This window comes from Corallococcus sp. AS-1-12 (assembly GCF_020036995.1).
In the GTDB taxonomy this organism is placed as follows: domain Bacteria; phylum Myxococcota; class Myxococcia; order Myxococcales; family Myxococcaceae; genus Corallococcus.
In genome coordinates this window covers 163,899-188,437 of sequence record NZ_JAIQDD010000008.1, presented here as the reverse complement: position 1 = coordinate 188,437, position 24,539 = coordinate 163,899, and the positions used below count along the sequence as shown (strand labels likewise).

Here is a 24,539-nt window from a genome sequence, read left to right as displayed (position 1 = left end):
ATTCGAAAGGCTTCGGGACTGCGTGGGGACTCAGGACCTGCCGGCGCGGAACAGCTCGGCGATGCGCATGGCGGAGGTGCCCAGGGCGGAGACGTTCCCAGCCTGGAGCTTCGGCGCCGCGTCGTGGAGGAGCTCCTCTTCCGTGTAGCGGGCCACCTCCGCGTGCCACCGGGGGATGCCCGCCATCCACTGCTGGAGCTGCTCCACGTACTTGTTCAGCTTCTCCCGCGCCTGCTCGTCCAGGTCGAAGGTGCGGATGACCACCGGCAGCTCCTTGGCCACCAGGTGCTCGAACTGCTTCATGCGCGCGGTCATCAGTTCGTTGACCGTGAGCACGGCCTCGTCCTTGTCCACGCCCAGGAACTTCTGGACCACGAGCACGCAGTTGTTCAGCTCGCCCTCGAACTGAATCTCCTTCTGGTAGGAGAAGAGGTCGTTGACGAAGCAGGCGTAGTCCGCGGCGGAGTTCTCCAGCCCGCGCAGCGTACGGGTGTTGAAGACGTCCTCCGGCACCGCGTCGCCCTTGGAGAGGCGCGACAGGCTCATGGTGAGGTCCGAGCCGAACGTCTTGCGGCGCATCTCCACGTAGTCCACGGGGTCCGGCACGCGGTTGAGCAACTGGTTGTTCAGCTCCCACACCCAACTGTCCGTCATGTCCTGGATGGCCTTGCGGAACAGCTTGCGGCCGCGCGGAGACAGCGGGCCCGCGGTGCGCTTCCACAAATCCACCAGGCCCAGCTCCACCGGGTTGGTGGGCACCGCGGCGTTGGCGGCCTCCACGTCATCCGGCATGAACTGGCCCAGCCGCGCGGTGAACAGCTTCGCGCCCGCCATGTCCCGCGTGTTCGCGTAGAGCATGGGGAAGTAGTCGTCCGCGTAGGTGCCCCAGACGAGCCAGCACGCCGTCAGGTCCAGTTGCTCCGGGGTCGCGTCCGGGTGGATGTACGCGCCGCAGAGGGCCACGTCCGCCGCGTCGAACTTGTGGTCGTCCCAGACGTAGAACCCCACCCCGGGCACCACCTCCAGCATGCCCACCCGCCGCGCCCACGCCTTGGAGTTCTTGCGCGCGCGGTCCAGGTGCGGGCTCTGGTACGTGGTGTACGGCATGTAGAACTTCGGCAGCTTCGTGGGGCCCACGTGCTGGCGGGGCACGTGGCTCAGCGAGCGGGCGCGAGGCCCCAGCCCCAGCCCGCCGGGCGTCAGCGGGAGCCGCAGCGCGGAGGTGCCCAGGCCGGAGGGCACCGGGATGGACAGCGCCGGCCGCTCCTCCGAGTGCTGGTTCATGTAGCGGTTGGAGCGCATGTGCCACTCGTGGCCGCCGGACTGCCAGTCCTGCAGGCCGCGCAGGTACGTGAGCACCTGCGCCTGCTCCACCGGGTTGAGCGCGTACTCCGCGAACAGCCACGGCAGCTCCGTGGCGAAGGTGGTCTCGAACTGCTGGAGCCGCGACGTCAGCAGGTCGTTGACCAGGTCCGCCGCGCGCTGGGTGTCGCAGTCGAGGAACTCCTCCACCACCAGCACGCCGTTGGAGAGCTCGCCCTCCTCCAATTCGCGCTCGTAGGAGAACAGGTCGTTGCGCAGGTGCACCGCGTCCGAGAACGTGTCCTTGAAGACGCGCATCGGGCGGCTCCGCACGACGCGGTCCGGAATCTCCGCGGCGACGGCGTGCTCCACCAGGTCGGACGACCAGGGCGCGCCGCCCACCTTGCGGCGCATCTCGATGTACTCGATGGGGTTGGAGACGCGCGCCTCGCTGATGTTCTCGATCTCCCACATCGACTCATCGAGCAGGTGCTTGGTGTTCTCGAAGAAGCGGCGGCGCCAGTCCATGGACATGGAGGGCACGGTGCGCTGCCACAAATCCCAGAGGGCGCGCTCCACCGGGTTGGTGGGCTCCGGCGGCGGGGACATGTCCAGCGGCATGAACAGCGGCAGCCGGTCCAGGTAGGCCTGACCGCCCTTCACGTCGCGCGAGTACTTGAAGACCTCCAGGAAGTGGTCGTCGAAGTAGAAGACCCAGACGTACCAGTCCGTGATGAGGTCCAACTCCGGGCCCGGCGCCTCCGGGTGCGTGTACGCACAGAGCAGCGCGTAGTCCATGCCGTCGAAGCGGCGCTCGGACCAGACCTCGCGGTCCGTGCCATCCCGCGGCGGGCCCAGGATGCCCATCTGGTACGACCACGCCTTGGTGTGCGCGCGGGCCGCCTCCAGGTTCGGGTTCAGGCGCGCCGGCCATGGCACGTAGAACTCCGGCAACTGGAACGGTTGCTTCTGCTTCCCCTTGGACATGCTCGCCCCTCGTTGATCCCCGAGGGCTTGTACTGTCGTCCAATGGTCAACACCACGGATAGCAGTTTGAGCAGGAAAAAATGATTAATCCCGCGAATAAGGCTTCGCGGGGATGGGGGATGACCCACTCGGACCAGAGGATGAGAAGGAGAGAGCCGCCCGCGGGGGAGCGCGTCCTTTCGAAGGGACCTCCGCCTCCCCGCGTGCCGCCTTGCGTGAACCTCTAGCGGCGCGTGGAGCGGCGCGCGGAGCTCTTGCGGGCGGACGCCTTGCGCGTGGACGCGCCACGGCCGGACGTCTTGCGCGCGGTGCGGCCGGCGGCGGCGCGGCGGGCCGGGGCCTTGCGGGCGCCGCGCTTCGCGGTGGCCTTCTTCGCGGCGCCGCGCTTCGCCGTGGCCTTCTTCGCGGTGCGCTTGCCCGCGGCCTTCTTCGCGGTGGTGCGCTTGGAGGTCGCCTTCTTCGCGGCCCCCGTGCGGCGGGACGACGCCTTGCGAGCGCCCTTGCGCGCGCCCGGGGAGCGGCGGCGCGACGGCGCGGCGGGCGTGGCCTCACCGGCCGGGAGCATCGTGTTGGACGACGGGGTCTCGTTCGGGCCCTGCATGTTCGACTCGGCGTGCATCAACAACCTCCAGGGATGACAACCCCGCAAGGGTAAGCGCAACCGCCGCAAGTGCACGCATGCCCCGCCGCGCGGATGCACGCCACCTGACGAATGCGCGCGCCGCTCAGGCCGCGCGAGGCCGAAAATCCGGCCCCGGAGCGCACGCGCGCGCCGCTCAGGCCGCGCCCTTCAGGAACGCGGCCAGCTTCTCGTACGCCACGGCCAGCGGAGGGATGGGCGCGCTCTCGTGGAGCTGGTGCGCCTGCGCCGTCTCACCGGGCCCGAAGTTCACCGCGTCCACGCCCCACTCGCCGAAGCGCGCCACGTCCGTCCACGCCTGCTTGGACGCGGCGGGCAGCCCCGTGAGGGACATCAGCCGCTGGAACAGCGGGTTGCCCGCGGCCACCGGCCCGCTGGGGGACGCGTCCGTGAACTCCACCTCCGCGCGGCCCGCCACCAGCGCCAGCACGTCCTCCTTCGCCCGAGCCACGCTCTTGCCCGGCGCGAAGCGGTAGTTGAGGTTCAGCTCGAACGCCTCCGGCACCACGTTGCGCGCCCGGCCGCCCTTGGCCAGCGTGGCGCTGATGACTTCGTAGAAGGGGAAGCCCGCGACGTTCACCTCCACGCGCTCGCGGCCCAGCAGCTCCGTGAGCAGCGGCCCCGCCTTGTGGATGGCGTTCTCCCCCTGCCACGGCCGCGCGGAGTGCGCGCTGCGCCCCGTGAAGCGGACGGTCACCTGCATGCTGCCGACGCAGCCCACCTGCACCACGCCGTCCGTGGGCTCCATGGCGATGCCGAACTTCACCTGGGACAGGTCCGGCCGCTTCGCGTACAGCGGGATGAGGCCGCTCTCCGCGTAGGCGCCCTCCTCGCGCTCGTACAGCAGGAAGGCCACGTTGACGGGCAACTCGGCGCGCTTCAGGTCCTCCGCCAGCGCCATCATCACCGCGACGCCGCCCTTCATGTCGGACGCGCCCAGCCCGTGCACGCGCTCCCCTTCGATGCGCGGCGCGCGGCCCACATCCCCGGGGTGCATGGGCACCGTGTCCAGGTGGCCGATGAGCGCCACCGTGGGCCGGGGGTCCTCCAGCGAGCCCAGCAGCAGCGTGTGCCCGACGCGGAAGACCTCCTCGCGGCGGAAGTGCTTCAGCGCCCAGCCCTCCACGTGGTCCGCGATGGGGCCCTCGTGGCCAATGGGGCTTTCAATGCGACACAGCTCGAGCGTCGTCTGGGCGAGTCGGGTGGCGAGGTCGATGGAGGCCATGCGTGAAGCACCATACTCCCCGCCCGGGCCCGGGACATCGTCCCGTCAGGCGCCGTCCACCTGCTCCTCGAAGGACGTCGCGCCATCCAACACCGTGACGCAGATGCACGCGGGGCCCTGGAGCGCGGTGAAGTCGTGCAGCGAGCCGTCTACCTTCTCCAGCTCGTCCCCGGGCCACACCTCGTGGCCGTTGTCCTCGCGGAAGCCGCCCTCCAGCACCAGGTTCCACTCGCGGCCCAGGTGCGCGTGGCGCGGGTAGCGGGCGCCGGGCTGAAGCCGCACGACGGCGGCCATCATCCCCTCGCGCGCCGGGCCCGTCTCCACGGGCATCAGCTCCACGCCCTCCACCGGGCCGGGCATCCACTGCGACGGCTCCGCCATGGACTCCAGCAGCTCGCGGGCCCGCGCCTCCGTCAGGTCCAGGAACGCGGCGACCTTCCCGGCCCAACGGGCGAAGCGGCCGGGGCCCTCCATCTGGCCCATCAGCCGCTGGAGCGCTCCGGCGGGGGGCGCCACCGGCTCCACGAGCGCCCCCAGCGCATCCACGGCGGGCGCCAGCCGGGCCAGCTCCGCCCGGCAGCGCGCACAGCCCTCCAGGTGCCGGGCCGCGGCGTCACGCCGGGCAGGCTCCAGGGTCCCGAGCAGCCACTCGGGGAGGATGTCGTCGAGGTGGTCCATGCTCTCCTGAAAACGACGCGGCCGTGACAAGTCGCGTACAACACCTATACGCGCCCCCGACCGCGCCGGATTTGTCGCGGGCTCACACCGCGACGGCGAAGTCCCGCAGGGCGGCGTTGAGGCTGGTCTTCTGGTCGGTGGACGCCTTGCGCTGCCCGATGATGAGCGCGCACGGGACCATGTACTTCCCGGCGGGGAACTGCTTCTCCCGCATGCCCGGAATCACCACGCTGCGCGCCGGCACGCGGCCCTTGTGGATGACCTCCTGCGGCCCGGTGACGTCGATGATCTGCGTGGACGCGGTCAGCACCACGTTGGCGCCGAGCACCGCCTCCTCCTCCACCACCACGCCCTCCACCACGATGGAGCGGCTGCCCAGGAAGGCGCCGTCCTCGATGATGACCGGCGACGCGGTGGGCGGCTCCAGCACGCCGCCCAGGCCCACGCCGCCGGACAGGTGGACGTCGCGGCCCACCTGCGCGCACGAGCCCACCGTAGCCCAGGTGTCCACCATGGTGCCCGCGCCCACCCGCGCGCCGATGTTCACGTACCCGGGCATCACCACCGCGCCCCGCTCCACGAACGCGCCGTAGCGCACGGTGCCCGGCGGCACCACGCGCACGCCCGCCGCCCGCAGGTCCTTCTTCAGGGGCACCTTGTCGTGGAACTCGAAGGGGCCCACCTCCATCACCTGCATCTCCGACACGGCGAAGAACAGGAGGATGGCCTCCTTCACCCAGGCATTCACCCGCCAGCCGTCCGGGCCCTTCTCCGCGACGCGCAGCTCCCCGGTGTCCAGCCGCGCGAGCGTCTCGCGCACCGCCGCCACCGTGTCCGCGTCCTTCAGTTTCGCCCGGTCCGCGAACGCCGCGGACACCCGCTGGGAGAGCTCTTCGAGGGAAGTCGCCATGACACCGGGTTGAATCACACTTCAAGGGACCGCGCCGCTCCTCAGTGTGCACCGCCGGACGGACTCACGCGTGCGACGGCTCGAGCCCCAGCACCAGGGGCAGGGTCTGTGTCGGGATTTCTCCGTGAAACATGGCATCCGCGTGCGCCAACGGGCCCGTGCCCTCCTTCAGGATGACGGCGCCCTGGAGCACCCGGCCCACGGCGGACAGGGGGGCCTCCTTCCAGTCCCGGTGGCGCACGAAGGGCGAGCGCCGGACGTAGAGGTGTTCCTGGCCGATGAGGGCCACGTACCCCAGGAGCGTCCCATCCGCCGAGCGGACGCGCATGCCGCTGATGATGGAGCGCCGTTCGGACGGCGTGTCGTCGAAAGCCATCGGTCGTCTCCTCCTGTGCGCGGGAAAGCTGGGGACGGCCCGGAGGCGCCGGGAGCCGCCCGCCCCGCCGCCGGGCCCCTGCCCGCCCGGCCCCAGGGGGAGGGACGGCGACGGGATTCCCGGGCCCTGGACGGGCGCTCCCGTTAGCGTGCCCCCCGCCATGACGCCCCCCGTCTTCCCGCCGCTGCGCGCCGCCTATGAACCGGAGGCCTTCCGGGCCACCGCCCACGCCCTGATGGATCAGCTCGCGGACTACCTGAAGGCCGCGCTCGCCGGGGGCGCAATGCCGGTGCTGCCCTGGGCCCCGCCCGCGGTGAACCAGGAGCGCTTCGCCACGGCCTTCCCGGAGGAGCCGGCGCCGGAGGTCTCCCAGGCCTTCGCGGCGCTGATGGCGCGCGTGCTGAAGGACTCACACCACCTGCACCACCCGCGCTACGTGGGCCACCAGGTGACGGCGCCCGTGCCGCTGGCCGCGCTGTGCGACGCCGTGTCGTCGCTGCTCAACAACGGCATGGCCGTGTACGAGATGGGCCCTGTCGCCACCGCGATGGAGCACCACGTGCTCGCGTGGATGGCGGCGAAGCTGGGCCTGCCCTCCACGGCCCGGGGCGTGCTCACCTCCGGCGGCAGCGCGGGCAACCTCACCGCCCTGCTCGCCGCCCGTCAGGCCAAGGCCGGCTACGACGCGTGGAACGGCGGCGCGCACGCGGGCCCGCCCCTGACGGCGCTGGTCCCCCGCTCCGCCCACTACTGCCTGGCCCGCGCGGTCCGCATCATGGGCTGGGGCGAGGGCGGCCTCACCCCGGTGGACGTGGACGAGCACTTCCGCGTGCGGCCGGACGCCCTGGAGGACGCGCTCGCGCGGGCCACCCGCGCGGGGAGGAAGGCCATCGCCGTGGTGGCCAGCGCGGGCTCCACCGCCACCGGCGCGTTCGACCCGCTGGAGCCCGTGGCGGACTTCGCGCAGGCGCACGGCCTGTGGTTCCACGTGGACGGCGCGCACGGGGCCTCGGCGTCCCTCAGCCCGAAGTACCGCGCGCGGGTGAAGGGCATCGAGCGGGCGGACTCCGTGGTGTGGGACGCGCACAAGGGGCTGCTCATGCCCGCGCTGGTGACGGCGGTGCTCTTCCGCGACGGGGCGCGCTCCTTCGACGCCTTCTCCCAGGAGGCCCACTACCTCTTCCACGGCGACGGCGAGGACGCGCGCCCCTACAGCGACGTGGCCCTGCGCACGCTGGAGTGCACCAAGGAGATGATGCCCCTCAAGGTCTACGCGTGCCTGTCCGTGCTGGGCACGCGCGTCTTCGAGGAGGCCATCACCGCCTCCTACGACCAGGCCCGGCGCTTCGCCCGGATGCTCACCGCCGCCCCGGACTTCGAGCTGGCCCTGGAGCCCGACTGCAACATCGTCTGCTTCCGCCACACCCCCGCGCACGTGCCGCCGGAGGGCTGGGACGCGCTCCAGGTCCGCCTGCGTGAAGCGCTGGTGTCCCGTGGAGATTTCTACCTGGTGCAGACGCGGCTGCCCCGGGGCACGTACCTGCGCACCACGCTCATCCACCCGCTCACCGGGGACGCGGACCTGGCGTCGCTGCTGGACGCGCTCCGGGGCGCGGCCCGGCCCTGAATTTTGTGAGCAAGGGAGTCGCCCTGGCGGGGGAAATGCGATAGGGCGGGGCCGCCATGCTCGTCTCGCTCGTCATCCCCGTCTACAACGAGATTCCCACCCTGGCGGAAATCCTCCGGCGCTGCGTCGCCGTGGACTTCCCCAAGGAGCTCGTCCTGGTGGACGACTGCTCGAAGGACGGCAGCCGCGAGTTCCTGCGCCAGCTCTCCGAACAGGGCCTGGACATCCTGGGGGGCACGCCGAAGAACCGGAACGACATCCGCGTGCTGTTCCAGGAGCAGAACCAGGGCAAGGGGGCCGCGCTGCGCCGGGGCTTCGCCGAGGCCACGGGGGACATCGTCCTCGTGCAGGACGCGGACCTGGAGTACGACCCCCGGGACATCCCCCGGGTCATCCAGCCCATCCTGGACGGGGACGCGGACGTCGTCTTCGGCAGCCGGTTCATCGGGTCACCGCGCCGGGTGCTGTACTACTGGCACACCGTCCTCAACCACCTGCTCACCACGCTCTCCAACATGACGAGCGGGCTGAACCTCACGGACATGGAGACCTGCTACAAGGCCTTCCGCGCGGAGGTGCTGCGCTCCGTGCACGTGGAGGAGGACCGGTTCGGCTTCGAGCCCGAAATCACCGCCAAGGTGGCGCGCGGCAACTGGCGCGTCTTCGAGGTGCCCATCAGCTACCATGGGCGCACCTACGAGGAGGGCAAGAAGATTGGCTGGAAGGACGGCGTCCGCGCCCTCTACGCCATCGCGAAGTACTCGCTGAAGCGCTGAAGGCCGCCTGGCCGCTGCCCGGGGGAGCGCGGTGGGAGTGCGGACAAGGGAACAGAGGGGCGGGTGCGGTTGGTTGTCCAGCGAGCGGCACCCTGAAGGGCGTTCCAGCTTTTCTTCCTCCGTATTGCGGCGCGTAGTAGTTTCGACAACGCACTCCGTCTGAAGGGCGGGGAGTTTTCCGGCCCTTCCGAAAGTTTCCGTCCCCGTATGTTCGACTGGCTCCACACCCTGTTTTCGCGCGACCTCGCCATCGACCTGGGTACGGCGAACACGCTCATCTACATCCGCGGCCAGGGCATCGTGTCCAACGAGCCCTCCGTCGTGGCGGTGCAGCAGGACTCGCGCGGCGGCAAGAAGGTGCTCGCCGTGGGCAAGGAGGCCAAGGAGATGCTCGGCAGGACGCCGGGCAACATCGTGGCCATCCGGCCCATGAAGGACGGCGTCATCGCGGACTTCGAAATCACCGCCGCGATGCTGCGCTACTTCATCCAGAGCGCGCACAACCGCAAGACGCTGGTGAACCCGCGCATCATCATCGGCATCCCGTCCGGCATCACGGAGGTGGAGCGCCGCGCGGTGCGTGAGGCGGCCGCCAACGCGGGCGCGCGCGAGGTCTACCTCATCGAGCAGCCCATGGCCGCGGCGATTGGCGCGGGCCTGCCGGTGACGGAGCCCAGCGGCAACATGATCGTGGACATCGGCGGTGGCACGTCCGACGTCGCGGTCATCAGCCTCGCGGGCATCGTGTTCGCCAAGTCCGTGCGCATCGGCGGCGACAAGCTGGACGAGGCGATCATCCAGTACGTCAAGCGCAAGTACAACCTGCTCATCGGCGAGCGCACGGCGGAGCTCATCAAGATGGGCATCGGCACGGCGTACCCGACGGACGAGGTCATGACCATGGAGATCAAGGGTCGCGACCTGGTGGCCGGCGTGCCGCGCACGCTGACGGTGTCCAGCGACGAGGTGCGCGACGCGCTCGCGGAGCCCGTCAACGGCATCGTGGAAGCGGTGAAGCTGACGCTGGAGCGCACGCCGCCGGAGCTGGCCGGTGACATCGCGGACCGCGGCATCGTGCTGGCCGGTGGCGGCGCGCTGCTCAAGAACCTGGACACGCTCTTGCGCGAGGAGACGGGCCTGCCGGTGTTCCTCGCGGAGGACCCGCTGTCCGCCGTGGTGATTGGCGCGGGCAAGGCGCTGGAGTCGTTGGACATCCTCCGCCAGGTCTGCCAGCCGGGCTGAGGTTCCCCTCCCCCGCAGCACCGTGACGGCGCCGGACCTCTCTCAGGGGTCGGCGCCGTTCGCGTTTCCGGCCGCCGTCGTGGCGGTGGCCCGGGGCAGAGGCAGCCCGGTGGGGGTGACGATGCGCGCCTCGCAGTGGGCGCGGCGGCCCTCCCGGTCATCCTCCTGGCGGGCCTTCTCCGTCAGGAGCTCACCGCTCAGGAGGGTGCCCGGAGGCAGGGGCTGCTCCACCTTCGTGCCCATGCAGGCGTCGAACGCGCGCCGCATCCAGGCGCTGGCGGCGCGGACCGACAAGCCGCCCAGGGCGTCCATGCGGGAGAGCCCGTCCAGCCGCTCCGTGAACACCGCGTAGCCCTCCTTCGCGTCGCGCCGGGCGTGGACCAGGGTGGCGGCGGCGCGAAAGCCCAGGGGCAGGCGGCTGAAGTCCGGTCCAGGGGCGCCCGAGGCGGACAGCACGTGCTTTCGCAGCGGATCGCGCGCGAGCATCAGCGGCAGCGAGAAGCTGAAGAGCCGTCTGCCCACGTCATCGCCGGTGCGCGTGTACTCCAGGGCGAGCAGCGCGAGGACCTCGGGGTCCAGTTGGGACAGCACGGCCGAGGGGTCGCCCTCGGCCTCCTTCAGCGCGCGCCTCGGGTCCACGAGCACATCCCGGGTGAGGCGCAGCACGGAGCGGGCCTCGGGGGACGCCAGCGCGGCGAGTTCCGCGTCCTTTGGCGAGCGCTGGCCGGTGAGCAGGTCCAGCAGCGCCATCCGCTCCGGCTGGCGCGCGAGGGCGGAGGGGATCCAATCGCGCATCACGTAGGACGTGTGCTCGGGCCCGGCGGCCTCCGCCGTGCGTCCGGCCAGCACCAGGAAGTCCCAGGTCCGGCGGCGCGGGTCCTGGCCGTAGCGGCGCACCAGCGCCGTGGCCGCGTCTCGCAGCCGCGCGCGCAGGAGGATGCGCACGTCCAGCTCCAGCGCCTCCAGGGTCTCCGGCGGGTGCTTCTCCAGGAAGGGCTTCAACAGCTCCGCCGTCCGGACCTCGTACGGCGGGCCTCCGAGGTCGTCTCCCCGGTCCGACTTGGACGGGTGCTCCAGTTCGAAGCGCCACCGCGCCTCGAACCACGCGCGCATCAGCTCGGGCGAGTCCGGGAAGCGCTCCGCCAGTTTCGCGTAGGCGTCCACGGCGCCCGCGGAGCCCAGGTCCGGCGGGCTCGCGCGCTGCAGGTAGAGGGCCGCCAGCGGTGAGCCCGGATGCATCTGCGCGTGCTCCGCGTAGCGTGCGCGGGCCTGGGCCCCCTGGCCGATGTAGCGCATCAACGACAGGGCCAGCGCCTGCGCGGCCGGGTCCTCCTGCCAGGTGTGCATCAGCATCGCCGCGAAGTCGCGCGTGTTGCGCCAGCGCAGGTCGGCCGGCAGATTCGCGGGCACCTGCGTGTCCACGAAGAGCCACGCGCGCGCGGCCATCTCGCGCGCCAGGGTGTTGCCCGGCTCCACCTCCGCCACGGCGGACGCCACGCGGCCCGCGGCCTGCCAGCGCCCCTCCTCCGCGAAGGCCTGCGCGGCGGCCTCCCAGCTCGCGGCCTGGACGGAGAGCTGTTCGCCGGACTGGAGCACCGAGGCGGCCTCCGGCAGGGACCGGGAGGGGAGGCTCCTGTCGGAGGCCTCCGCCTTCAGCATCGCCGCGCCCTTCACGTTGTAGAGGATGCGCTCGCCCTCGGTCGGCAGCACCACGTCCTCGATGACGGGCGCCTGGCCGGGCCAGGTCGTCACCGCGTGGAGCAGGTCGTCTCCCAGCTTCACGCGCCCCTGCTCCTGCGTCCCGGGCGCCACCACCCAGTGCTCGCCGCCGATGCGCACGTCCACGGGGCGTGACAGGCCATTGACGACGGTCACGGCGCGCATGCCGCGAGCCTCCAGCCACACCGCGCCCAGCCCCACCAGGCCGCAGAGCCCCAGCGCCATCCCGGCCAGGGCCACGGCGCGGCGGCGAGCCCTGCCGCGTGAGGGCGGCACCTGCCCGATGACCTGGAGCGGCGCCTTGCCATCCGCGCGCACGAGGTAGTCCTCCAGGGGCCACACGGGAACGCCCAGGACCGTCACGGTGCGCTCGGCGACGAAGGGCGCGTCCGGAGCGGCGCCGCGCGGAGGCGAGCCCTTCCACCGCACGCCCGTGCCCAGCACGGAGGACGCGGGCGGCGGACGGCCCGCGATGACGAAGGCGCCGCGGTCCTCCACCAGCGCCGTCAGCAGCGCCCGTGTGGGTCCGGGAGGCTCGTGCTCCAGCCGGCGTGAGAGCACCGCGTGCACCGCCCACGCATCCCCCCGCGAGAGCGCCTCCGACAGCGCGGCATCCGGCAGGAGCTCCGTCAGACGCGGCGCGCGCTCCAGCAGGCCGCTGGGGTCCGAGACAGGGGCGAGGGACATGGCCCGCATTCAACCGGGTGCGGGCGGGGGAAAGGCAAGCCCCCGAACCTGGAATCCCGTCAAACCAAGGCCCTGAATGCCGTCAACCGCAGGAGGGCAACCAGCATCCGTCGCGGCACAGGGCCTTCGGGCCAGAAGGCCGCCCCCCACGAATGAGAACATAAGAACCCTGCCGGCCCCCCTCTTGGCGGCGAGCGGCCAAAACCGGTCCGACAGTCGGACAGCTTTGGACCACCAGGGCCTCCGCCATCCGAGCCAAGGAAACCTGTCCGACAGTCGGACCGCTGTAGCCACTGACCTCCGTCATCCGAGCCAAGGAAACCTGTCCGACTGTCGGACCGCTGTGGGCCACCGGGCCTCCGTCATCCGAGCCGGGGAAACCTGTCCGACAAGGGCGGGACGCCGTGACTGGCTGGACCCATCCTCCATGGGGGCCAAGGAAACCTGTCCGACTGTCGGACAAGTCCGGCACACCGTGACTGGGGGGGCCCCCATGCGAGCCGCCGAAACCTGTCCGACTGTCGGACAGCTTTGGACCACCGTAATTGGCAGGGAGCCTCCGCCATCCGTGCCGAGAAAACCGGTCCGACCGTCGGACAGCTTTGGGCCGCCCGGACCTCCGCTATCCGCGCCGAGAAAACCGGTCCGACTGTCGGACAGCCTTGGGCCACCGTGGTTGGCAGGGAGCCTCCGCCATCCGTGCCGAGGAAACCGGTCCGACTGTCGGACAGCTTTGGCGCACCGTGACCGGGTGGGCCCCCCCTCAGGCGGGCCTCAGAAACCTGTCCGACTGTCGGACAGGTTTTGGGGCAACGGCGGCCGGAGGAGCACCCCATCGGACCCGTGGAAACCGGATGGACCGGCTCATGCGGTTCGACACTGGCGGGACGAGGCATGTCACTTGCCTTGAATCCCGTCGGGCCGTTGTCCGAAGCTCCCGCACCATGGGTGCCTTCGACCTCGTGATCATCTCCGTCATCGTCGCGCTCGGTCTGGGGCGCTTCCTCGTGATGCGCGACCAGCGCCGTGCGCCGCCTCCGGAAGCCGGTCCGCGCAAGCCGTCGCCACAGCGCATCGCCGGTCGCGTGCTGCTGGGATACGCCTATGCGATGGCGCTGTTCCTCCTGGTCCGCTTCTTCCTCAACCGCATGTGACGGACGCGGGTTCGCGTCCCATCCCGAGCGCGCTGGATGCCTTCTCTCGTGAGCCCATGGCTCGTGTCCGGGGTGGCGTCCTCGCGCTGGGGCGTCCCTGCGCCGCCGGGATGAACGCGGCCCGACGAAGGGCGTCATCGACCGACGGACGGCACCTGACGCCGCTGCAAATCGTCTTCGGCCTGCTGCTCGCGGAGCCGTTCCGCGCGGCGCATATGGCCCTGGGCCTGTTGCCGGGCCCCTGAGCGCATGAAGCGCCCGGGGCCCTCGGTACCGCCCGGACTTCAGTGCTTGCCGTACTCCAGCTTCACGCCCTTGCGCTGCGCGTAGATGTACGCCTCCATCGCGCGCATCTTCGGGTCGCCGTCCGCCAGCGGCTTGCCGCGCACCGGGTTCTCGATGCACCAGTTGATCATGTCGCGCAGCAACGCCACGCGGCCTAGCTGCACCTGGTACTTCGGGTAGGTCTCCGGGTGGGTGTTGGCCGCGTCCGGATGGCACATGTCGCAGGACACGCCCACCGTTCCGCCCAGCGCGTCCGCGTCGTGGAACACGCGGTGGCCTTCCTTGACGGCCTCCTGCACGGAGTCTGCCCACACCTGCTCGTCGCGCTCGGAGTACGCGCCGTAGGTGTGACCCGTCTGGACGTTTGCCTTCTGCTGCTGGGGCACCGCCTTCGCGCCCGACTCCGCGTGCACGCCGCCCTGGCGCACGTCGTTGCCCGCGGGCTTCGTGCCGGGGTTGGGCTGGGGCGCGGGCGCCGGGGACTTCTTCGTGGCCGGGGGCGAGGCCTGCGCCAGCACCGGGCCGGGCACGTCGTCCCAGTTCGCGTTCGGGTTCTTCTTTCGCCAGTCGTCCATCAACTGCGCGGTGGCGGTGATGGCCTGGGCGCGGGTGAGCTTCTGGCCATCCTTCACGCCGGGCACTTCCATGGACGTCTCACCGTCACACAAGCCCAGCACCAGGTTGCCGTCCCTGGACGCGGGCACGACGTGCTTGGGCAACGGCGCAGGCTTCGACTCCGGGGACGTGGCGAGCGCCACGCCGCCGGCGAAGGACAGGGCCGCGCACGGGACCACGAGCAGCTTCATTCGCAGGTTCATGGGAAGGGGTTCCTCTTCCGGTCCTAATAGGTGGGCAGCTTGGGCTTGGGGGGCGCGGACTGCCTGCCACCGGAGCCCAGGTAGCTGGCGCGCACGGTGATGGGGTCGCGCTGCCAGAGGTTGTAGAGCTTGTCCACGAGCCCCGACTCCAGCACGTCCATGCGGCCATCCCCGCAGCCGTCGAACTGGCTGAACGGATCCGCGCGGTTCATGGGCACCGTGAGGGACGGCAGGCCCTCCGGCGCGTACGGCCACGGCCACGCGGTGGACAGCATCCCGTGGAAGGAGATGTTGCCAATGCGGTTGCTGAGCAACTGGTGCGTGTGGCCGTGGATGACGGTGACCTTCTCGTACGGCTTGAGGAGGGCCTGCACCTCGTCCGCGTCGTCGGTCCAGAAGTTCCAGGGCTTGTAGTACTTGTAGAGCGGCGAGTGGCTGAAGACGATGACCGGCGTCGTCTTCGCCACCTTGGCCAGGTCGTTCTGGAGCCACTGGCGCTGCTCGGCGCCGACCTCGAAGCGGGACTGGATGCCATTGTCCAGGCCGGCGACGATCTTCATGCGCTCCATGGGGGAGAGCTTCCGCTCCGTCCAGAAGTCCTTCTCGAGGATGGAGTTGAGCACCACGAAGTGCACGCCCTTGTGGTCGAAGGAGTAGTGGGGCGCGCCGAACAGGTCGCGCCACTGCTCGCCCATGTCCAGGAACCAGTCGTGCTCGCCCACCATCATCTTGATGGGGGCCTTCACGGCCTTGAGGATTTGGGCGCCCAGCTTGAGCTCGCCGGCCTGGCCCAACTGCGCCAGGTCACCGCCGAAGAGGACGAAGTCCGGCTGGGGGTCCAGCGCGTTCACGTCGTCCACGGCCTTGAGGATGGCGCGCACGAAGCGGTCGTTGAGCTTGTTCTCATACAGGTGCGTGTCGGAGATGTACGCGAAGGAGAACTTCGGCTTCTCCCCCTGCGCCTCCGCCACGTTGACCAGTTGGAAGCTGTTGGGCGTGAGCTTGCCCATGCCCGCGACAATGCCCGCGGAGATGCCGGCGACGCGCATGAAGGCGCGGCGGTCCAGCTTCTTGAGGCCCTCGAAGAAGGCGTCACGCTCGGCGTAGTGCTTCGTCTCGATGCTCTGGAACTTGTTGGCCATGGCGCGCCTCCGCTACCGCTGCTGGGTGGTCGTCACCGGGGTGACGTCGCCGTAGAAGCCCAGGTCCGCTGGGTTCTTCACTTTCAGGTCCGGGTTGGGAGCCAGGTCCCCCAGGTTGCCCTTCTTGCCCGTGGCGATGGCGGTGTCCCGCTCCGGCCGGGTGTTCTTCCGGGCGCGCTGCTTCGCCAATTGCTCCTTGTTGAGCTTGTCGAACTTCGTGTCCGTGAGCGTGAAGAGGAACGCCACCAGGTCGTCGATTTCAGGCTCCGTGAGCCCCAGCCGCTGCATCCCCCCATCGAGATAGGGATTGGCCACGCCGCCCTTGTTGTAGTGGTCCATCACGTCCCACAGCGTGGTGAGCGACCCGTCATGCATGTACGGGCCGGTGATGCCCACGTTGCGCAGGATGGGCGTCTTGAACGAGCCCACGTCGTTCTCCTGCTTGGTGACGAGGAAGCGCCCCAGCTCGGAGAACTCCGAGTTGAGCGCCAGCTCGTCAATTTGCTTCTCGTCGCCCGTGCGGACCACCTGCACGCCCTTGCGCGCCAGGGCGACGAAGTCCTGCTTGTGCGCGGCGACGCCGATGTTGTGGAACTTCTGGTCGCTGAACAGCGGGGAGACGGCGTTGCCCGCGTGACAGGCGTTGCAGCGCGCCTTGCCGTTGAAGAGCGCCCAGCCGTTCTTTTCCGACGCGGTGAGCGCCTTGCTGTCCCCCGCCATGAACCTGTCGAAGCGCGCGTCGCCGGAGAACTGCATCCGCTCGAACGCGGCGATGGCGACGGCCAGGTCGTCGAAGTTGGGCTCGCGGCCGAAGACCTTCTGGAAGTCGGTGACGTACTCGGGGATGCCGCGCACCTTCTTCACGACGGTGTCCGGGTCCGGCATGCCCATCTCACGCGGGTTGAGGATGGGCAGCTTCGCCTGGTCCTCCAGCGTGGCCGAGCGGCCGTCCCAGAACTGGGTGGCGTTGAAGAGGGCGTTGAGCACGGTGGGGCTGTTGCGCGTCACCTTCTGCTGCTTGACGCCCTCGGACAGCGCCTTGCCGTCGGTGAAGCCCAGCTCCGGCTCGTGGCACGTCATGCAGGCCACGGTGTTGTCCACGGACAGGCGCTTTTCGCGGAAGAGCTTCTCCCCCAGCGCCACCCGCTCCGGCGTGGGCTCCGAGCCCTGGGGCACCGCGAGCCGCCACAGCGTGGCGGAGACGCCCGGCGGGAGCTTCGGCGGTGTGGCGGTCGCGGGGGTTGAAGGGGGAGATGCCGCCCATCCCGCGCCGGAGTGGAGCACCACGGCGAGCATCGTGACGACGCCCGAAGGCAGCCGCATGAACGCCTCCTGCCCGTTCTCTGGAGCCGCCGCGGGACATCCGCCCGGGTCCGAGGCCGGTCAGGGCATTTCACGCAACCCGCGCGAAACGTTCAACGGCCGCTAGGCCGATGGGGAGGGAGAAGTGTCTGGGATTGGAATCTCAGACACCGCGGGCCGCCAGCCGTGAGAGGAAAGCCACGCGTGGGCTTCATCTTTCCGTCCGTGCGCGACGAGGAAGTCCACGCGGTCGCCGGCCATGGGGACCGTGGACTCGTCGAAGAGGACGGTGCCGGTCTCGCGCTCCAGCACGAGCGGGACGAGCGCCTCCTCCAGGTTGCCGGTGGCGGGGGGCACGGTGGCCTCCACCTGCGGGGCGTCCAGGCGCCAGGACTCGCGGGACACGGCGCCCTGTTCACAGCGCGTCACCCAGACGTCCAGGTCGCGCTCCGCGCCGAAGAGGATGTGGCCGCCCGTGGCGCTCACCGTGTCCGCGGACACCCCGACGTGGCCCCGGTGCAGGGCGGTGTAGCTGCGGGCGGTGCGCTGGAGGGCACGCACGCGCTCGGCGAAGAGGAGGTTGACGCCTTCGTTGTGGGTGAGGCCCACGAAGCCCTGACGGCCTTCGGGCTCCGCGCGCAGCAGCGTGCGCTCCTCCAGGCCATTTCCGAAGAGGACGCGGAGGCCCTCCTGCTGGGCGCGCTTCAGCGTGGCGTCACTGGAGTCCACGAGGAGCACGGCCTCGTCGCGCGCCTGGAGCGCGTGCGCCACCTGCCGCGCGAGCGCGTTGGCGCCCAGGAGGACGTAGCCCTTCGGCACCACGCGGCGCACGCCCAGCAGCCCCGCCACGAAGCCGCCGGACAGGCCCTGCACCACCACCGTCACGCCGATGACCAGGAACACCAGCGCGCGCAGGGCCTGGCCCTCCTGCACGCCCTGGTCGCCCAGGCGCGTGGCGAACAGGGACGCCACGGCGGCGGCGACGATGCCGCGCGGGCCCAGCCACGCGATGAAGGCCTTTTCGTTCCGGGACAGGCCGGAGCCGGCGGTGGACGCGGCGACGGCCACGGGCCGCACCACGAGCATCAGGACGAACACGGTGAGGAGGCCGCGCCAGCCCAGCGCCGTCACCTGGGACAGCCGCATGTCCGCGGCCAGCAGGATGAAGAGCATGCCCAGCAGCATCAGGGTGAGCTGTTCCTTGAAGGCGAGCACCTCCCGGCGGGCGGGCACCTTGCCATTGCCCACGACGAGCCCGGCGGCGATGGCGGCCAGCACGCCGCTCTCCGGCGCGAGCGCGTTGCTCACCTGGAAGGCGCCCAGCACCAGGGCGAGGGCGAAGACGTTGGTCATGTCCTCGGGCACCCAGGAGACCTTGCGCAGGCCCAAGGTGATGAGGAGCCCCGTGATGCCGCCCACGGCGAGCCCCACGCCCCAGCGCGAGCCCAGCGCGCTCACCAGGAGCCACGGTCCCTCTTCGGCGTGCAGCGCCATGTCCAGGGCGACGACGGCGATGATGGCGCCCACGGCGTCCACGAAGATGCCCTCGGCCTCCAGCACGGTGGCGACGCGGTGGGTGACGCGCACGCGGCGCAACAGCGGAGTGATGACTGTGGGGCCGGTCACCATGACCAGGGTGCCGAAGAGGGCGGACACCCTCCAGTCCCAGCCCATGAGGGCCCGGGCGGCCAGGGTGCCGCCCACGGCGGTGATGGCGGCGCCCAGGGTGACCAGCCGCTGGATGGAGCGGGCCTCGCGGCGCAGCTTGCGCACGTCCAGGCTCATGGCGCCCTCGAAGAGGATGACGGACACGGAGAAGCCCACCACGGTCTGGAGCGCGGGCCCCAGGGACGCGGGCTGGATGAGCCCCAGGCCCTCCGGCCCCAGCAGCACGCCCGAGGACAGGAGCACGACGATGCCGGGCACGCTCAGGTGCCGGGCCAGCAACTGCGCGAGGATGCCCGCCACCAGGGACAGGCCGAGCGTCAGCGAGGGATTGTCGAAGGAAGGGGAGGCCATGGATGCGGCCGCGCACCGTAGCCGCTCGCATGCGGCGTGGACCGGAGCCGTGGACCGAGGGTTGGCCGGGAGACGAAGCCTCGCCTTCGACACGCGGCGGGCTCCCGCGCCATGATTGTCCTCAGGAGCAGAGATGAGGATCCGTTACCGCCCCCAGGTCCTGGTCGTCTTCAGGAGCCTTCACCTCGGACATCCCTGCCTGGCCTTGCGATGTGGAGAAGAGGCTCTGGGAGCGCCGCTCCCTGGAGATCCATGTCAGCGCCGGCCACGGACGCAGCCTCCCCGTGATTCACGGCTCCGGCACGCGCAGATCGCGTGAGCGCAGCAGCATGGCGGACGCCGTCGCGGGGGCGAGCACCGACGCGATGATGATGCCCCAGTCCCACGGCCCTCGCGCGCGGGCGGCGTTGAAGGCCAGGGCCTGGACCAGGGTCAGACATGCATCCGCCGTGGTGAGCCGCCCCAGCAGCGTGGCCAGTCCGTCGCGCCAGCGGCGCAGGAGCAGCAGCAGGCCCGCGATGAGCCCCACGTCGAACACCACCCAGCCGTGCTGCACCCACGGCGAGGGGAACCAGTGCGCGCTCATGGGCAACGCGAGCAACACCGTCCACGGCACCAGCAGCGCCGTCAGCGCGCGCACGAAGAGGCGCGGCCGGCGCAGCAGCGTGACGAGCCCGAACTTCACCAGGCTCCCCCGCGCGAATGCCCGGAGCGCGTCGTAGATGGCCCACGGCGCGGGCTCGTCCTTCGGGTGGGACAGATAGAGCGTCACCCACGCGTCAGGGCGGAACTTCGCCTTGAACGAGCGCAGGCCCTCGAAGTCGAACAGCGGGCGCCCGGCGCTGCGCGCGAACCGCAGCCACGGCCGCACCGGCCCCGCGAGCGGCGCCAGCCCCAGCGTCACGTACCGGCGCCCGTTCAACGCGGCGGCCCGCATCGCGGCGTCCACCAGCGTCTCCGCCGTGCCGTTGGGCGCGGTGGGCTCCCGCAGCAGGTCCTGGAGGAACCAGCCTTCGCGCGCGTACACCGGCGTCACCGACAGGAAGCCCACCAGGCGGCCCTCCACCTCCGCCACGAAGGCGCGGCGCTCCCGGGCGAAGGCCCCCGGAGCCAGCCCCACCAGGAAGCCCATCGTCGCCATGCGGCGCGACGCGAGCCAGTGCTCGGCCAGCACCTCCACCGCCGCGCGCAGCGGGTGGCCCTCCGTCTCCATCACCTCGGCGGGCACCTCGCGAACCCGCACGCCGTGGGAGCGCGCGCGGCGGAGCTGCTCACGCAGGCTGCGGCTGCCCTTCACCACCGCCTCCCACTTCGCCGGGTCCCACACCGGCTGCTCGCCGATGGGCAGCTCCTCGAACGGCACCAGCCGCGAGAAGCGCGACTCCGTGGCGAAGAAGCTCACGCGCCTGCCAGCGCCCCGGGCCGCACGGTGGAAGGCCTCCACCACGTCACGCACGCGCTCCTGCGCCGCGATGGGGCCCCCTCCCGCCACCCACGCGCCGCCCGTGTCCACGTAGGCGATGCACCCGTCCCCCTCCGGCGCGAACCAGTACTGGAAGCCCGGCTGCAGCACCTGGAAGGACGTCGCGTTCCAGCCGTGGCGCTTGAGCAGCGCCAGCACCCGCTCGCGCGGGTCGCCTGCGGGGTCCTGGAGGGGGTCGGCCATGGTGTTTGCGCTCAAACTACGTCCCACGGAGCAGCCCCGCCAGCCAAAGCCACGCGGGGAGACAGGGCCCTCCCTGGACGGACCGTGTGGAAGTGCACCGTCCCCAGGGGGAGTGCGCGGGGAATGGATCCAATCCGGCCGCTTGAGCGCAACGATGGAAGACGTCCCCGCGTTCTTCCGGAGCCGTGAGCCGTGCCCCCATCCCGCTTCATCCCATCCACCGGGCTGCTGTCCGCCCTGCTCCTGCTGCCGGCCGCGGCCTCCGCGCAGGTGCGCACCAACGTCGCGCGGCTGCTCACCTCGGACGCGGCGGAGGTCATCGACGCGCCGGTGGTGGGCCTCCAGCGAACGGCGCTGCCGCTGTTCGCCGGCTTCTCCGTGGACACGTCCCTCTACGCGGACGCGCTGCTCGCGCCGAACCTGGGGCTGCGGTGGGCGCTGGCTGCGGGGCCGCACCGGGTGGCGCTGGGCGCGCGCTACACGCACTTCGTGGGCGCGTCGGTGTACTCGGGCCAGGTGGAGTCCCAGGAGCCCGCCATCCAGCGCTTCACGCCGGAGCTGTCCGGCCCGGCCTTCTACGGCGTGTATGGCCTGTCGCTGGGCCCGGTGCTGGTGCAGGGCGAGGCGCGCTATGCGCGGTACGACTCCGACTACCTGGCCTTCACCGGCGCGGTGGCGTGGAACTTCACCGGGGCGTGGTCGCTCATCGCGGAAGGCGGCATGCGCGTGAAGGGCGGCGCGAAGCTGAAGGCCGCCGCGGGCGTGCGCTACGGCGGCGAGCACCTTGGCCTGGCGCTGGGCGCGGCCTACGTGGACCTGAGCGACCCGGCGCTCCCGGGCGAGGACCTGCCGGTGCTGCCCACCTTCGACCTGTCCTGGAGCTTCCGATGATGCGGCGACTCATCCCGTGCGCGGCCGGGCTGCTGCTGGCGTCGTGTTCGGCGGAGATCCACGTGGAGACGGCGCCGTTCACCCAGACGGTGCCGGTGACGTCGGTGCTGGCGCCGGTCTACGCGGAGGTGGCGCTGGACCTGCCGGAGGAGACGCGCGACCTGTCGGTCGTCACCGTCAACACGGTGCAGGCCGCGCTCACGGTGGTCAATCCCTCCCAGGTCCTGACGCTCCAGATGGGCGCGCGGCTGTCCTTCACGGGGCAGGCGGAGCCGGGCACGCCCAGGACCTACACGGAGGCCAACCTGCCGCCGTACTACGCGGCGTCGACGTTGCTGCTGGCGCCGCGCGCGTTCGCGCCCGCCAGCCGCACACCGCTCACGGTGGACAGCCCCGCGCTGAAGCAGGCCCTGGGCCAGCGGCGCGTGTGGCTCATCGTGGAGAACACCGTCACGCGGACCAGCGGCCTGCCCACGGGCGGGCTGCCGGTGAACATCGTGCTGGAGGACATCATCTTCAGCGCCAACGTCACCAAGACCTTCCCGGGCCTGGGCGGCGCGCTGGAGGTGGGTGGGCTGTAGGGCCCGGGTCCCGGTGCCGGAGGCCGCGCCTCACGCGGGAGGCGGGAGGAAGCGGGCGAAGGCGTGCACGCAGAACTCCGTGAAGGCGCGCACCTTGGCGGGGATGAGCCGGCGGTGCGGATGGACCAGGAAGATGCTCCGCCCGGCCACCGGGGCCCGCGGCAGCAGCGTCACCAGCGTGCCCGCGCGCAGGTCGTCCAGCACCAGATAGCCGGGCAGGTTGGCGATGCCCCGTCCCTGGAGGGCGGCCTGCCGCAGGATGAGGTTGTTGTTGGATTGGAAGGGCCCGGAGACCCGCAGGCGGTGTCCGCCGTCAGGACCCTCGAGCTGCCACGCCATGGGGGTATGCCCGCGCTTGAAGGTCAGACAGTCGTGCTCCAGCAGGGCTTCTGGCGTGCGCGGCGTCCCGCGCCGCTGGAGGTAGGCGGGGCTCGCGCACAGCAGGCGCTGCTCCGGGCCCAGGCGCCGCGCCACCAGCGTGCTGTCCTCCAGCGCGTCCGCGATGCGGATCGCCACGTCGAAGCCCTCCTCCACCAGGTCCACCAGCCGGTCGCTGGCGTCCAGGTCCACCCGCACCTCCGGATGGGCGGCCTGGAACGCGGCGGCCATCGCGCCGACGTGGACCTCGCCCAGCACCGCGGGCGCGGCGATGCGCAGCAGGCCCCGGGGCGCTTCATCCAGGGCCGTGACGGACAGCGCGGCGTCCTCCAGCTCCGCCAACACCCGGCGGCAGTGCTCGTGGAAGACGCGGCCGGCCTCCGTGAGGCTCACGTGGTGCGTGGTCCTCCGCAACAGCCGCGCCCCCAGGCGCGACTCCAGGTGGGCCACCTGCTTGCTCACCGCGGAGGGCGTCAGGCCCAGCCTTCGCGCCGCCGCGGAGAAGCCGCCGTCCTCCACGACCCGCACGAAGACGTGCAGCGGCATCACCTCGTCGAAGAGCAGGGGGCTCGGCTTTTTCCGCTGGGGCACAGGCGTCGTTCCTCGGGACCACGTTCCCAATCCCGCTCCCCCGGCGCAAGAGAAGGGCACCGGGGACGCCCACCGCGCCCCCCTCTGGAGGAGCACCCATGCGGACACCTTCCCCCGAAGCCGGACGCCTGTTCGGCCTCACCGACGGCGAGGCCGGCTACGCCCTGCTGCGCATCACCCTGGGCCTCAACATCCTGCTGCACGGCGTGGTGCGGCTGGTGGGGGGCCCCGGGGCCTTCGCCGACGGACTGGTGAAGGCCTTCGAGTCCTCCCTGCTGCCCGGGGCGCTGGTGCGGCCCTTCGCGTGGGTGCTGCCCTTCGCGGAGACGGCGGTGGGCGCGCTGGTGCTGGTGGGGCTGCTGACGCGCCATGCGCTCGCGGCGGGAGGGCTGCTGATGCTGGCGCTCGTGTTCGGCACGGCGCTGCGGAGCGAGTGGGAGATGTTGAGCGTGCAGATGCTCTACGTGGGCCTCTACGCCGCGCTGCTGGGCACCGCGCGCTTCAACGCCCTGGCCCTGGACCGGCTGCGCCCCTCCGCGCCCGCCGCGACGCCCCGGAGCGTCCCGTGAGCACCCGGCGCCAGTTCCTGTCCGGTACCGCCGTGGCCGCCGGCGCGCTCGCGGTGTCGGGGGCCGTGGCCGCGCAAGTCCCCGCGCGCGGCGCGGCGAAGGCCTCCGCGAAGAAGGGCTTCTGGCCGGGAGGCGCGCGGCTGGCCATCTCCCTGTCGCTCCAGTTCGAAGCCGGCGCGCAGCCCGAGCGCGGCGCGAGCAGTCCGTTCCCGCCCATCGACGCGAAGTACCCGGACCTGCCGGTGGCCACCTGGTACGAGTACGGCGTCAGGGAGGGCATCCCCCGGCTGCTGGAGATGTTCTCGCGGCGGGGCGTCCAGGTGACCTCGCACATGGTGGGGCAGGCGGTGGAGCGCCATCCCGCGCTGGCGAAGGAGATCGTCGAGCGCGGGCACGAGGCCGCCGCGCATGGACAGACGTGGACGCCGCAGTTCTCCATGACGCCCGAGGAGGAGCGCGCCTCCTACGAGGCCAACGTGCGCGCCATCCAGCGCGCCACGGGACAGACGCCGGTGGGCTTCAACGCCTTCTGGATGCGCGGCACGCCCCGGACGCTGGAGATCCTCCAGGACCTGGGGTTCCTGTACCACATCGACGACGTGAGCCGGGACGAGCCCTTCGTCGTGGACGTGCGGGGCAGGCCCTTCGCGGTGGTGCCCTACACGCTGGGGATGAACGACATCCTCAACTTCGAGTCGCGCAACTACACCGCGGACCAGTTCGCGAGCGAGCTCAAGAACGAGTTCGACGCGCTGTATGCCGAAGCGGGCGAGCGCCGCAGGATGATGTCCATCAGCATGCACGACCGCATCTCCGGCAGGCCGGGCCGCGTGAAGATGCTGGAGGAGTTCATCCGCTACGCGCAGCGCCAGCCGGGCGTCTGGTTCGCGCGGAAGGACACCCTGGCGCGCTGGACGCTGGAGCAGGCCGGCACCTGAGGCGCCGCCATCCGGACAGGGCGACGCCCCGTGCCG

At 71.2% G+C, this 24,539-nt stretch carries 22 protein-coding genes; 9 read left to right on the top strand and 13 right to left on the bottom strand.

The features are described from left to right. Window positions 1-30: 30 nt before the first annotated feature. The 6 genes from K8556_RS16050 to K8556_RS16025 form a co-directional block, all read right to left on the bottom strand. Window positions 31-2,289, bottom strand: a complete 2,259-nt coding sequence (locus K8556_RS16050) for a family 2 encapsulin nanocompartment cargo protein terpene cyclase (RefSeq protein WP_223740950.1) — start codon at window positions 2,287-2,289, stop codon at window positions 31-33. Between the two features lie 223 nt (window positions 2,290-2,512). Continuing rightward, window positions 2,513-2,908 carry a cell envelope biogenesis protein TolA gene (locus K8556_RS16045; RefSeq protein ID WP_223740949.1) on the bottom strand — a complete coding sequence of 132 codons (396 nt, stop codon included), beginning with the start codon at window positions 2,906-2,908 and terminating at the stop codon, window positions 2,513-2,515. A 157-nt stretch (window positions 2,909-3,065) separates the two neighbouring features. Continuing rightward, on the bottom strand, window positions 3,066-4,154 hold the full coding sequence (gene dapE / locus K8556_RS16040) for a succinyl-diaminopimelate desuccinylase (protein ID WP_223740948.1): 1,089 nt from the start codon (window positions 4,152-4,154) through the stop codon (window positions 3,066-3,068). Between the two features lie 45 nt (window positions 4,155-4,199). Further along, window positions 4,200-4,832 (bottom strand): cupin domain-containing protein, encoded by a 633-nt coding sequence (locus tag K8556_RS16035; RefSeq protein WP_223740947.1) that lies wholly within the window; start codon window positions 4,830-4,832, stop codon window positions 4,200-4,202. An 82-nt stretch (window positions 4,833-4,914) separates the two neighbouring features. After that, on the bottom strand, window positions 4,915-5,742 hold the full coding sequence (locus K8556_RS16030; protein ID WP_223740946.1) for a 2,3,4,5-tetrahydropyridine-2,6-dicarboxylate N-succinyltransferase: 828 nt from the start codon (window positions 5,740-5,742) through the stop codon (window positions 4,915-4,917). Between the two features lie 64 nt (window positions 5,743-5,806). Further along, a complete protein-coding gene (locus tag K8556_RS16025) occupies window positions 5,807-6,118 on the bottom strand; it encodes a hypothetical protein (protein WP_223740945.1) in 312 nt (103 codons plus the stop codon). A gap of 160 nt (window positions 6,119-6,278) precedes the next feature. Here K8556_RS16025 and K8556_RS16020 point away from each other — a divergent pair, with 160 nt between their 5' ends. From K8556_RS16020 to K8556_RS16010, 3 genes are all read left to right on the top strand, one after another. Beyond that, on the top strand, window positions 6,279-7,745 hold the full coding sequence (locus K8556_RS16020) for a pyridoxal-dependent decarboxylase (protein ID WP_223740944.1): 1,467 nt from the start codon (window positions 6,279-6,281) through the stop codon (window positions 7,743-7,745). 56 nt (window positions 7,746-7,801) lie between these two features. After that, window positions 7,802-8,521 (top strand): glycosyltransferase family 2 protein, encoded by a 720-nt coding sequence (locus K8556_RS16015; RefSeq protein ID WP_223740943.1) that lies wholly within the window; start codon window positions 7,802-7,804, stop codon window positions 8,519-8,521. Window positions 8,522-8,728: 207 nt separating this feature from the next. Then, on the top strand, window positions 8,729-9,763 hold the full coding sequence (locus K8556_RS16010; protein WP_014400170.1) for a rod shape-determining protein: 1,035 nt from the start codon (window positions 8,729-8,731) through the stop codon (window positions 9,761-9,763). 42 nt (window positions 9,764-9,805) lie between these two features. Here the strand turns inward: K8556_RS16010 and K8556_RS16005 are convergent, their stop codons facing one another. Next, the gene (locus tag K8556_RS16005; RefSeq protein ID WP_223740942.1) at window positions 9,806-12,169 is read right to left on the bottom strand and encodes a hypothetical protein; all 2,364 of its coding nucleotides are present in this window, start codon (window positions 12,167-12,169) and stop codon (window positions 9,806-9,808) included. 944 nt (window positions 12,170-13,113) lie between these two features. Here K8556_RS16005 and K8556_RS16000 point away from each other — a divergent pair. Further along, window positions 13,114-13,323 (top strand): hypothetical protein, encoded by a 210-nt coding sequence (locus K8556_RS16000; RefSeq protein WP_223740941.1) that lies wholly within the window; start codon window positions 13,114-13,116, stop codon window positions 13,321-13,323. Window positions 13,324-13,379: 56 nt separating this feature from the next. After that, window positions 13,380-13,568 (top strand): hypothetical protein, encoded by a 189-nt coding sequence (locus K8556_RS15995; protein WP_223740940.1) that lies wholly within the window; start codon window positions 13,380-13,382, stop codon window positions 13,566-13,568. A gap of 39 nt (window positions 13,569-13,607) precedes the next feature. On the opposite strand, the gene K8556_RS15990 is transcribed toward K8556_RS15995, so the two are convergent. The 5 genes from K8556_RS15990 to K8556_RS15970 form a co-directional block, all read right to left on the bottom strand. Further along, a complete protein-coding gene (locus K8556_RS15990) occupies window positions 13,608-14,426 on the bottom strand; it encodes a c-type cytochrome (protein WP_223740939.1) in 819 nt (272 codons plus the stop codon). A gap of 23 nt (window positions 14,427-14,449) precedes the next feature. After that, window positions 14,450-15,568 carry a metallophosphoesterase gene (locus K8556_RS15985; protein ID WP_223740938.1) on the bottom strand — a complete coding sequence of 373 codons (1,119 nt, stop codon included), beginning with the start codon at window positions 15,566-15,568 and terminating at the stop codon, window positions 14,450-14,452. 12 nt (window positions 15,569-15,580) lie between these two features. Beyond that, complete coding sequence (locus tag K8556_RS15980; RefSeq protein ID WP_223740937.1) at window positions 15,581-16,891, bottom strand: cytochrome-c peroxidase; 1,311 nt, start codon at window positions 16,889-16,891, stop codon at window positions 15,581-15,583. 102 nt (window positions 16,892-16,993) lie between these two features. After that, a complete protein-coding gene (locus K8556_RS15975; protein ID WP_223740936.1) occupies window positions 16,994-18,889 on the bottom strand; it encodes a sodium:proton antiporter in 1,896 nt (631 codons plus the stop codon). A 289-nt stretch (window positions 18,890-19,178) separates the two neighbouring features. Continuing rightward, window positions 19,179-20,555: a bifunctional lysylphosphatidylglycerol flippase/synthetase MprF gene (locus K8556_RS15970; protein ID WP_223740935.1), complete on the bottom strand. Its 1,377-nt coding sequence runs from the start codon at window positions 20,553-20,555 to the stop codon at window positions 19,179-19,181. 192 nt (window positions 20,556-20,747) lie between these two features. Between K8556_RS15970 and K8556_RS15965 the strand changes: the two genes are divergently transcribed. Together K8556_RS15965 and K8556_RS15960 are read left to right on the top strand one after the other, a co-directional pair. Beyond that, a complete protein-coding gene (locus K8556_RS15965; protein WP_223740934.1) occupies window positions 20,748-21,446 on the top strand; it encodes a hypothetical protein in 699 nt (232 codons plus the stop codon). Then, on the top strand, window positions 21,443-22,027 hold the full coding sequence (locus K8556_RS15960; protein ID WP_223740933.1) for a hypothetical protein: 585 nt from the start codon (window positions 21,443-21,445) through the stop codon (window positions 22,025-22,027). Before K8556_RS15965 ends, K8556_RS15960 begins: the two co-directional genes overlap by 4 nt. A gap of 30 nt (window positions 22,028-22,057) precedes the next feature. On the opposite strand, the gene K8556_RS15955 is transcribed toward K8556_RS15960, so the two are convergent. Further along, entirely contained in the window at window positions 22,058-22,996 is a 939-nt protein-coding gene (locus K8556_RS15955) for a LysR family transcriptional regulator (RefSeq protein WP_223740932.1), read from the bottom strand. Window positions 22,997-23,094: 98 nt separating this feature from the next. On the opposite strand from K8556_RS15955, the gene K8556_RS15950 reads away from it, so the two are divergent. Together K8556_RS15950 and K8556_RS15945 are read left to right on the top strand one after the other, a co-directional pair. Next, a complete protein-coding gene (locus K8556_RS15950) occupies window positions 23,095-23,565 on the top strand; it encodes a MauE/DoxX family redox-associated membrane protein (RefSeq protein ID WP_223740931.1) in 471 nt (156 codons plus the stop codon). Continuing rightward, on the top strand, window positions 23,562-24,503 hold the full coding sequence (locus tag K8556_RS15945) for a polysaccharide deacetylase family protein (RefSeq protein WP_223740930.1): 942 nt from the start codon (window positions 23,562-23,564) through the stop codon (window positions 24,501-24,503). The genes K8556_RS15950 and K8556_RS15945 overlap by 4 nt, the downstream gene beginning before the upstream one ends. Window positions 24,504-24,539 lie beyond the last annotated feature (36 nt).

Excerpts from the sequence above, each read along its gene's own strand:
- K8556_RS16015 (WP_223740943.1), top strand. The coding sequence starts at position 7,802 with ATGCTCGTCTCGCTCGTCATCCCCGTCTACAACGAGATTCCCACCCTG.
- K8556_RS15950 (WP_223740931.1), top strand. The coding sequence starts at position 23,095 with ATGCGGACACCTTCCCCCGAAGCCGGACGCCTGTTCGGCCTCACCGAC.
- K8556_RS16020 (WP_223740944.1), top strand. The coding sequence starts at position 6,279 with ATGACGCCCCCCGTCTTCCCGCCGCTGCGCGCCGCCTATGAACCGGAG.
- K8556_RS15995 (WP_223740940.1), top strand. The coding sequence starts at position 13,380 with ATGGCTCGTGTCCGGGGTGGCGTCCTCGCGCTGGGGCGTCCCTGCGCC.
- K8556_RS15960 (WP_223740933.1), top strand. The coding sequence starts at position 21,443 with ATGATGCGGCGACTCATCCCGTGCGCGGCCGGGCTGCTGCTGGCGTCG.
- K8556_RS16030 (WP_223740946.1), bottom strand. The coding sequence starts at position 5,742 with ATGGCGACTTCCCTCGAAGAGCTCTCCCAGCGGGTGTCCGCGGCGTTC.
- K8556_RS16000 (WP_223740941.1), top strand. The coding sequence starts at position 13,114 with ATGGGTGCCTTCGACCTCGTGATCATCTCCGTCATCGTCGCGCTCGGT.
- K8556_RS16035 (WP_223740947.1), bottom strand. The coding sequence starts at position 4,832 with ATGGACCACCTCGACGACATCCTCCCCGAGTGGCTGCTCGGGACCCTG.
- K8556_RS16050 (WP_223740950.1), bottom strand. The coding sequence starts at position 2,289 with ATGTCCAAGGGGAAGCAGAAGCAACCGTTCCAGTTGCCGGAGTTCTAC.
- K8556_RS16005 (WP_223740942.1), bottom strand. The coding sequence starts at position 12,169 with ATGTCCCTCGCCCCTGTCTCGGACCCCAGCGGCCTGCTGGAGCGCGCG.
- K8556_RS15970 (WP_223740935.1), bottom strand. The coding sequence starts at position 20,555 with ATGGCCGACCCCCTCCAGGACCCCGCAGGCGACCCGCGCGAGCGGGTG.
- K8556_RS16010 (WP_014400170.1), top strand. The coding sequence starts at position 8,729 with ATGTTCGACTGGCTCCACACCCTGTTTTCGCGCGACCTCGCCATCGAC.
- K8556_RS15990 (WP_223740939.1), bottom strand. The coding sequence starts at position 14,426 with ATGAACCTGCGAATGAAGCTGCTCGTGGTCCCGTGCGCGGCCCTGTCC.
- K8556_RS15980 (WP_223740937.1), bottom strand. The coding sequence starts at position 16,891 with ATGCGGCTGCCTTCGGGCGTCGTCACGATGCTCGCCGTGGTGCTCCAC.
- K8556_RS15985 (WP_223740938.1), bottom strand. The coding sequence starts at position 15,568 with ATGGCCAACAAGTTCCAGAGCATCGAGACGAAGCACTACGCCGAGCGT.
- K8556_RS15975 (WP_223740936.1), bottom strand. The coding sequence starts at position 18,889 with ATGGCCTCCCCTTCCTTCGACAATCCCTCGCTGACGCTCGGCCTGTCC.
- K8556_RS16045 (WP_223740949.1), bottom strand. The coding sequence starts at position 2,908 with ATGCACGCCGAGTCGAACATGCAGGGCCCGAACGAGACCCCGTCGTCC.
- K8556_RS16025 (WP_223740945.1), bottom strand. The coding sequence starts at position 6,118 with ATGGCTTTCGACGACACGCCGTCCGAACGGCGCTCCATCATCAGCGGC.
- dapE (WP_223740948.1), bottom strand. The coding sequence starts at position 4,154 with ATGGCCTCCATCGACCTCGCCACCCGACTCGCCCAGACGACGCTCGAG.